Genomic DNA, 15,045 nt, shown 5'->3' with positions numbered 1-15,045 from the left:
AAATAAAAGTTATATTTGAATCTGTCTGCAAATTGTATGGCGGCGCATGATTAACCTCGAACCGACCAGAGGAGAAACATCATGGGCTTTGAAGAAAACCGCGCTCGCAGACCGTTCTATGGCTTCATTATGATCTACCAGTATTTTCGGCACAAAAGGCTGCTGCGCCAGACGGAGCGCACATTACAGAAGCTGAGTAAGGAACAATTAAGAGACATTGGACTGACGCCGGATGACCTATCACGCAGGAAATAAATACGCCTGACGGCGCTAATCTCCGGCGCCGCTTTTTTAACAACCGGCCAGAGAAAGACGTTTTTCCGACCTTATGCCAGGCTTAAAGGGTGTACCCAAAGCTCAAGCTTAAGGAGAAACGATGAAGAAAGTTCTGGTTATTGCAGGATTCACCGCCTTATTCAGCTGCTCTGTACTGGCCGACGATCAGGGTGGGCTAAAAACGGACGCCGCCCCACCGTCACCGCATGCGATGGATAAAGGCTATCGCGGCATGGAAGACGCGCAGGGGATGACCGTGGTGCAGGCGAAGGCAATGCATGACGGCGCCAGCGTCTCGCTGACCGGTAACCTGATTAAGAAAACGGGGGAAGATCGGTACCAGTTCAGAGACAAGAGCGGCACCCTGGACGTCAGCATCCCGCTGGCAGTGTTTGATGGCCGCAGCATACAGCCCGACCAGCTGGTTGCTATTAACGGCACGCTGGATAAAAAGCAGAAGCCCGCCGTGATGAAAGTGGATCACCTGCAGAAGCAGTAGCGAGCTTTATTCGCTCCCCCGCAGGGCTGTCTCTTATATAGATCTTTGAAACAGTTACTGGCGAGATCGAGAAGGTGCCGTTCACTTTGCATCAGATGGCATATGTTGCTACCGAACCGGTGAACGTCCATAGGGTGTTCGCCGTCACACCCTCTGGGCTCCCGACTCCCGGCAATAAATCGCCACCTGCGGCGGTAAACCTCCTGGCACGTTCACCGTTCGCAACGGCAGCAGAGATAGCCAGACGTACGGGTGAACGAAATGCCAGCAAATTAGCATATCCCACCCTGACGCATGAAGGGGAGAGGAACAAACCTACAGCATCATCCCGCCGGATACCTCGATACGCTGCGCGTTGGCCCAGCCCATTTCATCGCTCAGAATTGCCGCAATAGCATCGCCGATATCATCCGGCTGGCCGACGCGGCCCAGGGCGGTATGTTCCGCAATTGCCTTGTGCACCTGCTCATTATCCCGCACGACGCCGCCGCCAAAATCTGTGGCAATCGCCCCCGGCGCAATGATATTTACCGAGATACCGCGTTCGCCTAGTTCTTTGGCCTGATACTTCGTCAGCACTTCCATCGCCCCTTTCATGGTGGCGTATGCAGCCTTGCCAGGGAATGCGAAGCGGGTCAGCCCCGTGGAGACGTTCAGAATGCGCCCGCCGTTTTTCATCAGCGGCAGCAGGTGCTGAGTCAGGAAGAAAGGCCCCTTCAGGTGGATGTTCATTAATTCATCGAACTGCGCCTCCGTCGTTTTTTCGTACGACGCGTCCAGCCCAATACCGGCGTTGTTTACTAAATAATCAAACGAGTCGCGCTGCCACACATCATGCAGCTGCTGTTTCACTTCCGCCGTAAAGGCCGCGAAGCTGGCGCTTTCGCCGACGTTCAGCGGAATGGCTACCGCTTTCACGCCTTTAAGCTCAAGTTCACGCACAACGTCCTGCGCTTCTTGCTGCTTGCTGTTATAGGTGAGGAGAATATTAATGCCCCTGGCCGCCAGCTTCAGCGCGGCGTTTTTCCCTAACCCACGGCTGCCGCCGGTCACTATTGCGATGGTTTGTTTCATAGTTTGCCTCGTTAGTTGCTGTATGGTGATTGAGATACAGCTTATTAGATGCTAAAAAATCAATAAAGATGGCTATATGCGCATCACTGTTTTATTTAAAACAACAATGGTGGTTTTTAGTGGATAAAATACAGGCAATGCAGCTGTTCATCAGGGTGGCTGAACTGGAGAGTTTTACCCGTGCCGCCGACACCCTCGGGCTACCTAAAGGTAGCGTATCCCGGCAGATCCAGGCGCTGGAAAGCGCGCTGGGCACACGTTTACTCTATCGCACCACCCGCCGGGTACAGTTAACCCAGGACGGTATGGTCTATTACGAACGCTGTCGGGATCTGCTCGCCAACCTTGAAGAGCTGGATGGTCTTTTTTTGCACGATCCCTCCACCATCAGCGGACGTCTGCGCGTGGACATGCCCGTGTCGCTGGCCAGAAATCTGGTGTTGAACAAACTGCCGGCTTTTTTGCAGCAGTATCCGGGGATTGAACTGGAGCTAAGTAGCAGCGACAGGCTGGTTGATGTGGTGCGGGAAGGTTTTGACTGCGTGGTACGCGTTGGACACCTGAAGGATTCAGGTCTGGTGGCACGCCCGGTTGGCAAACTGACGCAGGTTAACTGTGCCAGCCCGGACTATCTGGCGCGCTTCGGCTACCCGGATTCACTGGAGGATCTCGCCTCACATGCCGTGGTGCATTACGCCGTCAATCTCGGCACCCGCCCGCAGGGGTTTGAGGTCTGGGAGGAGAAATCAGCTCGGTGGATAAAAACCGGCGGGGTGATCACCGTCAACAGCACGGAGACGTACCAGGCCGCGTGTCTGGCCGGGCTGGGGATTATTCAGGCGCCGCGGATCGGCCTGAAAGAGCACCTCAAAAGCAAAAAACTCATTGAGATCCTGCCCCAGTATCGTGCGGCTCCCCTGCCCGTTTCGCTGCTGTATCCCCATCGCCGCAACCTGTCGCGGCGGGTACATTTGTTTATGGAATGGCTCACCGGGGCAATGAAATCCTATGTCGATTAGCGTTCGGGCTATAATTCCCTAACGTCCAGCCCAAAGATAAGGAACCATTGATGCCGGATAATCAGGAAAAACGTCCTACCGATTCGCTCGATTACGAGCCGGTCGCCCAGTTTCAGACGGACCCCAAACCCGCAGCCGCGCCTGCGGAACAGCCGGACAACGCGGACCCGCTGGTAAAAATCAAGACCAGCAACGCGACGGTTAACCACACCATTGATACCGTGAACAAAACGGTCAGACGACCGATGTTTGCCCATCTGATACGCGCAGCCGAACGTTTCAACGACCGGCTGGGCAATCAGTTCGGGGCGGCGATCACCTACTTCTCGTTCCTGTCGCTCATCCCCATCATGATGGTGGCCTTCGCCGCTGGCGGGTATGTTCTCGCCTCTCACCCGACGCTGCTGCAGGATATCTTCAACAAGATTTTCACCAACGTCAGCGACCCCACGCTTGCGGCAACGCTGAAGAATATTATTAATACCGCCGTGCAGCAGCGCACCACGGTCGGGCTGGTCGGCCTGCTGATTGCGCTTTACTCAGGCATCAACTGGATGGGAAATCTGCGCGAGGCGGTGCGCGCACAGTCGCGTGACAGGTGGGAGCGCAATCCAAAGGACGAGGAAAAATTTTGGGTGAAATATCTGCGCGATTTTATCTCGCTGATTGGCCTGCTGGTGGCGCTGGTCGTCACGCTTTCCATTACGTCGATTGCCGGTTCGGCGCAGGCGACCATCATTAGTTTCCTGCATCTGGACAGCATTGAGTGGCTGAAACCGGCCTGGCACCTGATCGGCCTCGCCATTTCTATTGCCGCCAACTACCTGCTGTTCTTCTGGATTTTCTGGCGTCTGCCGCGCCACCGCCCGCGTAAAAAGGCGCTGATACGCGGCACGTTTATTGCCGCCATCGGCTTTGAGGTGATTAAAATCATCATGACCTACAGCCTGCCAAAACTGGTCAGCTCGCCATCCGGCGCGGCCTTTGGCTCCGTGCTGGGGCTGATGGCTTTCTTCTATTTCTTCGCCCGCTTAACGCTGTTCTGCGCGGCGTGGATTGCCACGGCGGAGTACAAAGACGACCCGAGGATGCCCGGGAAAACCCATAAATAACGTATTTGAAACATATCGGTGAACGACGCCTGCGCTTATCCCCTACGAATCGCAGCATTATCCAGGGTGGATAAGCGCAGGCACAATCCACCAAAATTGTATCCAGCCCCGACAGCCACCCCAGAACATAAATCCAGCCTGTAACTTTTATTTAACCCAAAAGCAGCTTTATTATCTGCCTTATTAGTGAATATAAGAATATATGAGCTGCTTCCACCTCGGGATGAAAATTATTCGCTTTATGACCAATTTTCGAGCACGCCCGGGCCGCCTGCCGCGTTGAAATCAGGCTTTTGCTGTGCGTAATATGGCCCTTCGTCGCCATATAAATAAGAAAAAATTATGCAAGCATCTATTGCCACATCTATCGATACCGAGACTGAGAGCACGCCGGTCAACTCACGGGGAAAAGTGGTCGTTGCCTCTCTGGTCGGCACGGCCATTGAGTTCTTCGACTTCTATATCTATGCCACCGCAGCGGTGATTGTCTTCCCGCACATCTTCTTCCCACAGGGTGACCCGACGGCCGCCACGCTACAGTCGCTGGCGACCTTTGCCATCGCCTTCGTCGCCCGCCCGATTGGCTCCGCGCTGTTTGGTCACTTCGGCGACCGCGTGGGCCGCAAGGTGACGCTGGTTGCCTCGCTGCTGACCATGGGCGTCTCCACGGTAATTATTGGCCTGCTGCCGGGCTATGAAACTATCGGCGTGCTGGCCCCGATGCTGCTGGCGCTGGCGCGCTTTGGTCAGGGGCTTGGCCTGGGCGGGGAATGGGGCGGTGCCGCGTTGCTGGCAACGGAGAACGCGCCAAAGGGTAAACGTGCGCTGTATGGCTCCTTCCCGCAGCTCGGCGCGCCAATCGGCTTCTTCTTTGCCAACGGCACCTTCCTGCTGCTCTCCTGGCTGCTGACCGACGAACAGTTCATGTCATGGGGCTGGCGCGTGCCGTTTATCCTCTCTGCGGTGCTGGTGATTATCGGCCTGTACGTTCGCGTCTCGCTGCATGAAACGCCGGTATTTGCCAAAATCGCCAAAGCGGGCAAGCAGGTGAAAGTGCCGATGGGCACGCTGCTCAGCAAGCATCTGAAAGCGACGATTCTGGGCACGTTTATCATGCTCGCCACCTACACGCTGTTCTATATCATGACGGTGTATTCCATGACCTACAGCACCGCCGCTATCCCGGTGGGCCTGGGCTTCTCGCGCAACGACGTGCTGTGGATGCTGATGATGGCGGTAATTGGGTTTGGCGTGATGGTGCCGATTGCGGGCTACCTGGCGGATGCCTTTGGCCGCCGCAAGTGCATGATTGTGATTACCAGCCTGATGATTATCTTTGCGCTTTGCCTGTTCCAGCCGCTGCTGGGCTCGGGGAGCGAAGCGCTGGTGATGGCGTTCCTGCTGATTGGCCTGAGCCTGATGGGCCTGACGTTCGGCCCGATGGGCGCGCTGCTGCCGGAGCTTTTCCCGACGGAAGTGCGCTACACCGGTGCGTCGTTCTCTTATAACGTGGCGTCGATTCTGGGCGCATCCGTCGCGCCGTATATCGCCACCTGGCTGCAGTCCAACTACGGCCTGTTCTACGTCGGTGTCTATCTGGCGGGCATGTCCGTTTTGACGCTGATTGCGCTGCTGCTGACCAAAGAGACTCGTCACCAGTCGCTGTAACCTTTTGGTGGAAGGCGCCAGCGCTTTTCCACCCTATAATTTCACGTAATAAGTTAATACTTTGTGAAATTGTAGGTCGGAAAAGCCTGGCGCCTTCCGACACTATTTTTCATATTCTTGATGAAAAATACTCTATTAAATTTATTACTTTTCTATTTTGTGAGTATGTTTACTAACATCAAAATTTCCGGTGTTCATTCGCAAAGTTCCCGCTTATCTCTGTAATACGGTTTAGCTCCTGAAGCCCCTCACGGTTATGTTCCTTCCAATGTTGCTGTTTTATGTATTTACTTTTCAATTCGACAAATGGTTTTATGCAACGATCTGGTTTCTTTCCTTGCTCCATGGCCTTTCCTTTTCCCTTAAACACATGACGAGTCCATGTGTTTAAGGGAATCTAGATCGTAAAAATTATTTAAGCAATATCACTTCTTCATCTGCCCCAGAATATTACGGCACTGGTTTTCATCCCCTTCAGACGGCGAGACTAGCGCCAGCAGCGCGGCGGCCGGGGTGACCAGCGTTGCCAGCGCGGCGGCGACTGCGCCACGGGCAATCAGCGGCCCGGGCTTCACGCCCGCATCCGGATTTTTGAACGTGCCGCGCACGTAGAGCGGCGAGCGCAGGGTCATGATGCGGATCCCTTTGCTCTCCGGGTCGATGGTCAGATCAAGCCGCTCGCTGGCGAAGTTAGTCGTTCCCGTCACGTTGATCAGCGCGTTTTCGGTATCAAAGGCGAAGATGCGCGGCGTTGCCACCCCGTTGCGTAAATCAAGGTTCGCGGCGGCGCAGTTGATGCGCACCTCGTCATCGCCAAAGATTGCCCCGACGATGTAGTTCCCGACGTTAAGGCCAACAATTTCCATCAGGTTACGGCTGATCAGCCCGTCGTTCATCAGCAGCTTGAGGTTCCCGTCACTGCTGCCAAGCAGCGCTGCAATGGAGTTGCCCTGGCCGCGAAGATCCGCATCGCCGTTCAGCTCGCCGAGGGTTTTCTGCATGGATTCTACTTTTGGCATCAGCTGCTTAAGCTGCAGACGGCGCGCCTGAATGTCCGCCCGCCCCTGCATCGGCTTCTTATCCCCTTCCAGATGAATATTGGCGCTGATGGTCCCCCCCGCCATGCCAAATTTCAGCGGCTGGAGGCGCAGGTCGGCATTCTTCAGGATCACGTGCGTAGAGAGATCGCTCAGCGGCAGGGTGCCGCTGTGTTCGATGCGGCCGCCTTTGAAGCGCACGTCCGCGTCCATCACGTCCCATTTATCCGTTTCGAAACGGTCGTACGGCAGAACTTTGTCCGCAGGCTGAACCGTTTTCTCGCCCTTCTTCTCTTCGGATTTCTTGCTCTGCTGCGCGCCCTTGCCGGAATCCACGCCAATCAGCGGCCCTAAATCTGCCAGCCGCAGCTGTTTCGACTCCAGGTCGCCTTCAAGCTTCGGACGCGGCTTGCCCTGCGAATAGGTCAGCGAGCCGTGGATATCGCTGTCGCCAATGCGGCCGTTGAAGTTCAGATAGCGGAAGACCGAACCCTTTTCGGTATCGATTTTCGCCAGCAGGTGGCCGTCCGTTTCAAACGGCGGCGTATCCGGCAGCAGCACGCCGGTCAGATCGTAGAGGTTGCCCAGCGAGTCGCCGGAGAACTTCAGCCTCAGGTCCACGCCGCCCATTTTCATCGGGTCGTTCACGGTCCCGATAAGCACGACGCGGGAATTGCCGGAGCGAACGTCAGCCTGCACCGGGAAGGCCGTGTCGCCTTCGCTGCGCAGCGCCAGCATGCCGCCGATTTTCCCCGTCCCTTCGATTGGCTCGCCGTTGTAGCGCCCGTTTACCTTCAGGCCAAACACGTAGTCGCCCGCTTTCGCGGCGTCTTTTCCGGTTGGCTTCGCCCCGGAGACTTCATTAAACGGCAGAGGTTTGCCTAGCGGGTCGACCAGGATCACCATATCCGCCTTGCTGACCTTATCGTCAACGGAGATGCGCCCTTTATCGAACAGGATATTGTCCATGCGGAAAGACCAGGCGGACGGCTGCGCGTTCGGGTCTTTTTTGTCATCCCCCGCCAGCTTAAACGTCCAGTTATTGGTCTTTTCGGAAAGACGGATGATCCGCGCATCAGGCTGCACCAGCTTGATCCACGGGATATAGACGGTTTTAGTGAGCAGCGCCAGCGGCGCAAGAGTGGCATCTACGCGGGGCAGGTGCACCATGGTGACTTCAGGAATTTCCGGGGGATTACCCAGAATAATATCTTCGGCATGAACGTGCGGCCAGGGCACCCAGCTGCGCCAGCCGGTTTCCTCTTTATTACGCTCCCACGCGACCCCTAAATCCCCGCGTATGGCGAAGGGGCGGTTGAGCTCCGTCGAGACTTTTTGGTTGATGGTCGGTTTGAGCCGGTTCCAGTCAAACGTCGCAATCACGATGATTGCCACCACAACCAACAACAATAAAACCCCGACGACTGCACTGATAATTTTGCCGGTTCTTGTCATGTGTTTCACCTTCCTGTGTGACTTGCCTTAACTAAAGATAGTTTAGGGTCACCAAAACGGCATCAGGGAAGGCGAATCAAAACGTTTTCAAGGTGTTCAAAAGGCACGGGTCGTGACAGAAAATAGCCCTGGGCGGCCACCGCTGGCGAAGCCTGTACGTCACGCCATTCGTCGATTGTTTCCACACCCTCGACAATCACACCTTTGCAGTAGCGGTTCATCAGCTGCAGCAGCATGGTAAACAACGTGCGGCCCTCTTCACTTTTTCGCAGCATGATAAACAGGTCGCGGGCAACTTTGATGTAGTCATAGCGCACTTCGCTTAGGGCCGAGAAGTTCGCCATGCCGGTGCCGAAATCATCCAGCCACAGCGGGCCAAACTCATGCATCCGCGCAAGGGTAGCGGCCTGCGGCTGGGTGATGTGTTCTACCAGTTCAAAGCGTACCCACGGCAGCTTATCGATCAGCGCCAGAATCGGCTGGTGATATTTCATCGCCATCAGCGTTGGGCCGTCCACGTTCACCGAGGCGAGAATACCGTGGCCGAGGAACACCGCCTGCCACTCCCCCAGCAGATGCAGCTGCTCCTCAATCACCTTCAGGCGGCTGGAGGTGGAGATGGACGCGAAATAGCGATCCGGTGGAATGCGCATGCCTTCCTCGCCCGGATGCGTCACCACCGTCAGCAGCTCTACCGCCATCAGCGTTCCGTCGATTTTATAGATCGGCTGAAAGGTATATTTCCGCTGACACTGCAACCAAAACCGCCGTTCCTGCAAACTTTCGATACTCGCTTCAGCCGTATTAAGCCGGTGAGTGATCTGCTTCAACTTCATCCTGTACGTCCTGTTTGACTTGATAACTCAGATGGCCCGTCGAAAGGTTATCGGCGTGACGATTGATAACTTTATGTTCATCGTCAGTGGTTCGTCCTGTTGGCAGAATTTACCGGTGAAGAGAGAAAATTGGCCTGGCTCAAAGTTTTTCGAAACGTCGTTTTAAATTGTTTGACTCATTTTTAGTCGCCCCCCAAACTAGCCGCAATTCTAAAAAAATCAGGTTACCTACTTATGCCAACCCGGAAAATTGCCGTTATCGGCGAATGCATGATTGAACTGTCGCAAAAGGGTGCGGAAGTCAGCCGCGGCTTTGGCGGCGATACCCTTAATACCTCCGTTTATATCGCCCGTCAGGTTCCCGAAGAGGAGCTGGAAGTGCATTACGTGACGGCGCTGGGCGAAGATAGCTTCAGCCAGCAGATGCTGGATGCCTGGCACGACGAACACGTTCGCACCGATCTCACCCAGCGGCTGGAGCACCGCCTGCCGGGCCTCTATTACATCGAAACGGACGCCAGCGGCGAGCGCACCTTCTACTACTGGCGCAACGAAGCGGCGGCCCGTTTCTGGCTCGAGAGCGAGCAGGCTGAAGCGATCTGCACGGAGCTTGCTCAGTTTGACTATCTCTACCTGAGCGGTATCAGCCTCGCGATCCTTAATTCAGCCAGCCGTGAGAAGCTGATGGCGCTGCTGGAAAAAGCCCGTGCGAACGGCTGTAAAGTGATCTTCGATAACAACTATCGTCCGCGCCTGTGGGGCAGCAAAGAAGAGACGCAGAAGGTCTATCAGCAGATGCTGAGCCGCACCGATATTGCCTTCCTGACGCTGGACGACGAAGATTTGCTGTGGGGCGAGAAGCCAGCGGAAGAAGTGATTGCCCGCACTCAGGCCGCAGGCGTGCAGGAAGTGGTCATCAAGCGCGGCGCAGAGTCCTGCCTGGTGGCCATTCAGGGTGAAGCAACGCTGGAGGTTCCGGCGGTGAAATTACCGAAAGAGAAAGTGGTTGATACGACGGCCGCCGGGGATTCGTTCAGCGCGGGCTATTTGTCCGTACGCCTGACCGGGGGCAGCGCCGAAGAGGCAGCCAAACGCGGGCATTTAACCGCCAGCACCGTGATTCAGTACCGCGGGGCTATTATTCCTAAAAGTGCAATGCCATACGGCGGATGACACTGCGTTTATCCGCCCTACGATCGCAAAACCGTAGGGTGGATAAGCATTAGCGTCATCCACCGCAGTGGCTACTGGGCCGGAGGTATATCCGACACGTCCTGCTTAGGATTGTCCGTCAGCGGCTGCACCGCGACAGGCGTCATCACCTTATCCCACGTCGCCTGCAGCTCCTTCATGTTGAACTCCGGCTCGCCTTTCGGCTGCAGCAGCACCAGGGTCATCTCCTGGGACAGCTGCTGGCGCACGTCCTGGTTGAGCATATTCAGCGTCAGGCTGCTCAGGAAGTCCTGGCGCAGCTTCTGGTACTGCTCCGGCGCGATGTCCACCACCTGATTCTGCAGCGAACGCAAACGCTGGTTGATCAGCACGTCGGTATCGGTGCGGGCATAGGTGGCAAACAGCTTGGTCAGCTCGTCGTTTTTCTGGGCTATCAGCGCATCAAACTCCTGCTGGGAAAGCCCTTTATCGCGCACGCGCACCAGTTCACGGCCCACGGTGGAGAGGTTAGCATTCAGGTTTTCGTTCGGTGAACCAATGTTAATCCCGCACTGGGCGCGCTGGTAGAGCACGCGGCAGTCGAAGCTGAGATTCAGATCCTTAGGATTATTTTTGCTGAGGTTCTGCTGCACGTGCCAGAACAGCGCCTCGCGGGCAAGATCGGCACGCCAGTAGCGCAGGAGCGCCGCGGAATCACGAATCGGCTGCCATGGGTTGTCCCACATCAGCGACAGGCGGTCTTCGCGCACGCTGTTGGTCATCAGGCTGACCGGCTCAAGTTTGAGCGGAGAGAGCGTTGGCACCGGGGCCGGGGTTTGGCGCTTGCCCTTGAGCGTGCCGAAAGTCTTGTTAATCTGTTCCGCTACGCTGCGGCTGTCGACGTTGCCCACCACGATGAGGGTCATCGCGTCCGGGGTGTACCATTTCTCATAAAAGGCCTTGAGCTGTTCGACATCCACCGGCTGCTTTAAATCCTGCGCCGGGTCGTGGCCCAGCAGCGTGGAGCCTTTCAGGCGGTAGCGCCACCAGCTGTCCTGGGTGTCCATTGGCCAGCTGGCGACCCTATCCTGGGTTTGCAGCGCGGCGTTCACGGTCTCAGGCGTTACCGCCATATTGCCGCTGCTGTCCGCCAGAAACGTCAACGCTTCTTTGAGTAAATCATTGCGGTTATTCGGCAGGCTGAGGTTAAACAGCGTGAAGTCATAGGAGACAACCACCGGCGGCAGCGGACGCGCCGGATCGGTGCTTTGCTGCCATAAAGAGCGCACCTGCAGCGGCTGCAGGCTGCCGTGCTGGGTCAAAGCCAGGCGCGGCATGAAGTGGCTGTAGCCGCTCTGCTGGGTACTCTCGGTTAAGGAGCCGGTATTCACCAGCAGTCGGACTTCTACACGATCGCTTGGGCGCTGCGGTGTGGCGAGCACCTGCCACTGAAAACCATTGGCCAGCTGGCCGGACTGCCATGCCGGGTCGGGCTGTAGCGCTTCTGCCTGCACGTTACCGGCGGCGGCGACCAACAGCAATCCGCCAGCTAAGAGTCGAATTTTGGTGCCCTGCATGTGAACCCCTGAAAACATTCCTGGTTAAAAAGTGTAACGATGGCGCAGTGTTAGCAAAACTGACCTTCGCTGGCGACAAAGCACCACTCCGTTTGACCGCGGATACGCGCAAACGTCACTTTTAAAGAATAAAAAAGATAAGTATGAGGGGATTATGCCGAGTCGCCCGCAGCAAGGGCAAGTCGCTGCGGGCAATTGAAGAGGTTATGAAGAGACTTCGGTCACTTTTTTGGCAGAATGTTTGTTATCCAGCATCTCTTTGAGCTGTTTCTCATCGAGCTGCTTGACCCATTTCGCCACCACCACCGTCGCTACGCCGTTGCCGACCAGGTTGGTCAGCGCGCGCGCTTCGGACATAAAGCGGTCGATGCCGAGGATCAGCGCCAGCCCGGCCACCGGCAAATGGCCTACGGCGGAGATGGTGGCCGCCAGCACGATAAACCCGCTGCCCGTTACGCCCGCCGCCCCTTTTGAGGAAAGCAACAGCACGACCAGCAGCGTGATCTGGTGGAAAATATCCATGTGGCTGTTGGTGGCCTGGGCAATAAATACCGCCGCCATCGTCAGGTAGATGGAGGTGCCGTCCAGGTTGAACGAATAGCCCGTTGGAATAACCAGCCCCACCACCGACTTGCGGCAGCCCAGCTTTTCCATCTTATCGAGCATACGCGGCAGCGCGGACTCGGAAGAAGAGGTTCCCAGCACGATCAGCAGCTCTTCTTTAATGTAGCGGATGAACTTGAAGATGCTGAAGCCGGTCGCGCGGGCAATCGAGCCCAGCACCACCACCACGAACAGAATACAGGTGATATAGAAGCAGATAATCAGCTGGCCGAGTTGCACCAGCGAACCGACGCCGTATTTGCCGATGGTAAAGGCCATCGCGCCGAACGCGCCAATCGGGGCCAGGCGCATGATCATGTTGATGATGCCGAAGATGACCTGCGAGAAGCTCTCAATCACGTTGAAGATCAGCTGGCCCTTGTTCCCCAGACGGTGCAGGGCAAAGCCAAACAGCACGGCGAACAGCAGCACCTGCAAAATGTTGCCGCTGGCAAAGGCGCCGATGACGCTGCCGGGGATCACATCAAGCAGGAAAGCGACAACCCCCTGCTGCTGCGCCTGCTCGGCATACATTGCCACCGCTTTCGCATCCAGCGTCGCGGGGTCTACATTCATCCCCGCTCCCGGCTGCAGCACATTGACCACGATGAGGCCGATAATCAGGGCAATGGTACTCACCACTTCGAAATAGAGCAGTGCCACGGCGCCGGTGCGCCCCACCGCCTTCATACTTTCCATCCCCGCAATGCCGGTGACGACGGTACAGAAGATGACGGGAGCGATAATCATTTTGATAAGCTTAACGAAGGCATCGCCCAGCGGTTTCATCTGCGCGCCGATTTCCGGGTAGAAATGACCAAGCAGAATACCGACGGCGATAGCGGTCAGTACCTGGAAATAGAGGCTTTTGAAGAGTTTCATAGGGTGTCCTTGAGAGGTAAATTCCGCAGCACCGCGACCAGCCGTGCGGCCTGCGGGGAAAAATTACCACTCATGAACGTGCAGATACGTGATACAGCGCTAATTTGTAAACAATATTGTTAAATTATTGAGCTGACTCGCGCCAGCCCATAACATTTGCAACAATGCCGTTACGCTGTCGGTGACGAGAAATAGCGCGATTCAAATTCATCCGGCGAGAGCGCCTTCGAGAATAAAAAGCCCTGCGCTATGGTCACATCCCGCGCCAGCAGCCAGTCCCGCTGCGCCGCCTTTTCAACCCCTTCCGCCACCAGCTTCAGGCCGAGGGTTTTCGCCATCGACACGATCACGCTGACCATCTCGCCGTCTTCCGGCAGGCCGTCAACAAAACTCTTGTCGATTTTCAGCACGTCGATGGGCAACGCCTTCATATGGTGCAGATGGCGCAGGCTGGCGTAGCCCATTCCAAAATCGTCCAGCGCAATACGCACCCCGGCTTTGCGCAGGGGGCGAAGAATGGTGACCGCCGCGTCGGGGTCTTCGATCCGGCGGCTCTCGGTGACTTCCAGGATCAGCGTGCCCGGCTGGATACGGTAGCGCACCAGCATCTCCAGCAGCGACGGCACCATCTCTTTATGCAGCAGCTGGAGGGCCGACAGATTGACGGAAAGCGGCATCGCAATGCCCCGCTTCTGCCACGCCGAAAGCGTACGGCAGGACTCTTCAAGGATCCAGGTGCCGATGTTCACCATCAGCCCACAGGCTTCAATCCGCTCGATAAGCCCCTCCGGCAGGCCCCATTCACCGTCCGGCTGCCGCACCCGCAGCAGCGCTTCAGCGCTAACCGTTTCGCCACTGCGCATATTGACCTGCGGCTGGAGCCAGAGCGCCAGCCGGTGATTCTCCAACATGGACAGAATATCGTACTCTTCCGTCTGGCGGCGCTGCTCCTGGCCAGTCTGGTACCTGCGGAACGTCATCTGCTGGTTGCGGTTGTAGCTGCGAACCAGCATGCCAATTTCGTCATCGTGGTGCAGCGGTGGCAGCTTCAGCTGATGGCCACCGGCCTCCTGCGGGGTGAGGTCGTCCAGCTCGCGGGCGATTTTGCGCAGCGGATGGATAATCAGCCGGTTAATCGACCAGCTGATCGCCACCGACAGGATCAGCGCCAGCAGCAGATAGGTGGTCAGCAGCGTGGAAATGGTGCTGATAATAAATTTGTACATCCGCCAGGAGTCGGCCTGCAGCACCAGATAGGCCAGCGGCTGCGGGTTCGCCGGGCGCTCAAGGGAATAGAGTGGCAGGGAGATCTGCACCGGCAGCTCGAACAGGCGGGCAATCCACATCGGGATCTGCCGCTCCGGGAGGAAACTTTTGCGCAGCGCCTGGAACTGGTTTGGCAGCACCACGTCCGCCCGGCTGATGATGCCGGAAGGTTGGATCTGGCTGAGAATGGCCTCCGCCTGCGGAATATCCGCCTTCAGAATGGCTTCGGACAAGGGTAAACGCACCGAATGGGCGATTTTTTCCATCTGGCTTGCGGTGTCGTAGCGGCTTTGCTGCACGAAGTGGAAGAGCTGCACGACGATAAAAATGAAAATAAAGACCACGGCGACGGCAGACACCATCGCCATTTGTTTTATCGTGAGGGAACGACTGACTCGCAAGCTTACTCTCCGCTGATTCCATGACCGTCTAAGCATTATCTTATGCGGCCTGAGTATACTGCATTGTTAGCACATTTAGGCGATGACAGCGGAGAATCGGTTCAATCTGTTAATCTACTTTCGGCGGATGACGCTGCGCTTAACTGCCCTACTTAACTCCCATTCCGTGGTTCGGTTAAGCGCAGCAC

13 protein-coding genes are annotated in these 15,045 nt (G+C 56.4%); 6 read left to right on the top strand and 7 right to left on the bottom strand.

Annotated elements, in window-relative coordinates:
- Nucleotides 1–81: 81 nt before the first annotated feature.
- Both ACA108_00930 and ACA108_00925 read left to right on the top strand, forming a co-directional pair.
- Entirely contained in the window at nt 82–255 is a 174-nt protein-coding gene (locus ACA108_00930; protein ID XEX96140.1) for a DUF1127 domain-containing protein, read from the top strand.
- Between the two features lie 121 nt (nt 256–376).
- The gene (locus ACA108_00925; protein XEX96139.1) at nt 377–775 is read left to right on the top strand and encodes a YdeI family stress tolerance OB fold protein; all 399 of its coding nucleotides are present in this window, start codon (nt 377–379) and stop codon (nt 773–775) included.
- Between the two features lie 315 nt (nt 776–1,090).
- On the opposite strand, the gene ACA108_00920 is transcribed toward ACA108_00925, so the two are convergent.
- Nucleotides 1,091–1,849: an SDR family NAD(P)-dependent oxidoreductase gene (locus tag ACA108_00920; protein XEX96138.1), complete on the bottom strand. Its 759-nt coding sequence runs from the start codon at nt 1,847–1,849 to the stop codon at nt 1,091–1,093.
- A gap of 119 nt (nt 1,850–1,968) precedes the next feature.
- Between ACA108_00920 and ACA108_00915 the strand changes: the two genes are divergently transcribed.
- The 3 genes from ACA108_00915 (at nt 1,969) to ACA108_00905 (ending at nt 5,648) form a co-directional block, all read left to right on the top strand.
- On the top strand, nt 1,969–2,868 hold the full coding sequence (locus tag ACA108_00915; GenBank protein XEX96137.1) for a LysR family transcriptional regulator: 900 nt from the start codon (nt 1,969–1,971) through the stop codon (nt 2,866–2,868).
- Nucleotides 2,869–2,915: 47 nt separating this feature from the next.
- The gene (gene yhjD, locus ACA108_00910; protein ID XEX96136.1) at nt 2,916–3,980 is read left to right on the top strand and encodes an inner membrane protein YhjD; all 1,065 of its coding nucleotides are present in this window, start codon (nt 2,916–2,918) and stop codon (nt 3,978–3,980) included.
- Nucleotides 3,981–4,322: 342 nt separating this feature from the next.
- Nucleotides 4,323–5,648, top strand: a complete 1,326-nt coding sequence (locus ACA108_00905) for an MFS transporter (GenBank protein ID XEX96135.1) — start codon at nt 4,323–4,325, stop codon at nt 5,646–5,648.
- Between the two features lie 178 nt (nt 5,649–5,826).
- Here ACA108_00905 and ACA108_00900 read toward each other — a convergent pair whose 3' ends face one another.
- The 3 genes from ACA108_00900 to pdeH form a co-directional block, all read right to left on the bottom strand.
- The gene (locus tag ACA108_00900) at nt 5,827–5,994 is read right to left on the bottom strand and encodes a type II toxin-antitoxin system CcdA family antitoxin (protein ID XEX96134.1); all 168 of its coding nucleotides are present in this window, start codon (nt 5,992–5,994) and stop codon (nt 5,827–5,829) included.
- Nucleotides 5,995–6,073: 79 nt separating this feature from the next.
- On the bottom strand, nt 6,074–8,140 hold the full coding sequence (locus ACA108_00895; protein XEX96133.1) for an AsmA family protein: 2,067 nt from the start codon (nt 8,138–8,140) through the stop codon (nt 6,074–6,076).
- 62 nt (nt 8,141–8,202) lie between these two features.
- Nucleotides 8,203–8,976: a cyclic-guanylate-specific phosphodiesterase gene (gene pdeH / locus ACA108_00890; GenBank protein ID XEX96132.1), complete on the bottom strand. Its 774-nt coding sequence runs from the start codon at nt 8,974–8,976 to the stop codon at nt 8,203–8,205.
- 234 nt (nt 8,977–9,210) lie between these two features.
- On the opposite strand from pdeH, the gene ACA108_00885 reads away from it, so the two are divergent.
- A complete protein-coding gene (locus ACA108_00885) occupies nt 9,211–10,149 on the top strand; it encodes a sugar kinase (protein XEX96131.1) in 939 nt (312 codons plus the stop codon).
- A 71-nt stretch (nt 10,150–10,220) separates the two neighbouring features.
- On the opposite strand, the gene ACA108_00880 is transcribed toward ACA108_00885, so the two are convergent.
- The 3 genes from ACA108_00880 to ACA108_00870 form a co-directional block, all read right to left on the bottom strand.
- Nucleotides 10,221–11,705, bottom strand: a complete 1,485-nt coding sequence (locus ACA108_00880; GenBank protein XEX96130.1) for a M16 family metallopeptidase — start codon at nt 11,703–11,705, stop codon at nt 10,221–10,223.
- 204 nt (nt 11,706–11,909) lie between these two features.
- Complete coding sequence (locus ACA108_00875; protein ID XEX96129.1) at nt 11,910–13,190, bottom strand: dicarboxylate/amino acid:cation symporter; 1,281 nt, start codon at nt 13,188–13,190, stop codon at nt 11,910–11,912.
- A gap of 170 nt (nt 13,191–13,360) precedes the next feature.
- Nucleotides 13,361–14,857, bottom strand: a complete 1,497-nt coding sequence (locus ACA108_00870) for an EAL domain-containing protein (GenBank protein XEX96128.1) — start codon at nt 14,855–14,857, stop codon at nt 13,361–13,363.
- Nucleotides 14,858–15,045: the final 188 nt, after the last annotated feature.

This window comes from Dryocola sp. LX212 (assembly GCA_041504365.1).
Lineage (GTDB): Bacteria > Pseudomonadota > Gammaproteobacteria > Enterobacterales > Enterobacteriaceae > Dryocola.
The sequence above is the reverse complement of the archived record's forward strand: the minus strand, read 5'-3'. Positions and strand labels throughout refer to the sequence as shown.

Coding starts and splice junctions, on each gene's coding strand:
- ACA108_00920 (XEX96138.1), bottom strand. CDS start 1,849: ATGAAACAAACCATCGCAATAGTGACCGGCGGCAGCCGTGGGTTAGGG.
- ACA108_00900 (XEX96134.1), bottom strand. CDS start 5,994: ATGGAGCAAGGAAAGAAACCAGATCGTTGCATAAAACCATTTGTCGAA.
- ACA108_00930 (XEX96140.1), top strand. CDS start 82: ATGGGCTTTGAAGAAAACCGCGCTCGCAGACCGTTCTATGGCTTCATT.
- pdeH (XEX96132.1), bottom strand. CDS start 8,976: ATGAAGTTGAAGCAGATCACTCACCGGCTTAATACGGCTGAAGCGAGT.
- ACA108_00905 (XEX96135.1), top strand. CDS start 4,323: ATGCAAGCATCTATTGCCACATCTATCGATACCGAGACTGAGAGCACG.
- ACA108_00880 (XEX96130.1), bottom strand. CDS start 11,705: ATGCAGGGCACCAAAATTCGACTCTTAGCTGGCGGATTGCTGTTGGTC.
- ACA108_00885 (XEX96131.1), top strand. CDS start 9,211: ATGCCAACCCGGAAAATTGCCGTTATCGGCGAATGCATGATTGAACTG.
- ACA108_00925 (XEX96139.1), top strand. CDS start 377: ATGAAGAAAGTTCTGGTTATTGCAGGATTCACCGCCTTATTCAGCTGC.
- ACA108_00895 (XEX96133.1), bottom strand. CDS start 8,140: ATGACAAGAACCGGCAAAATTATCAGTGCAGTCGTCGGGGTTTTATTG.
- ACA108_00875 (XEX96129.1), bottom strand. CDS start 13,190: ATGAAACTCTTCAAAAGCCTCTATTTCCAGGTACTGACCGCTATCGCC.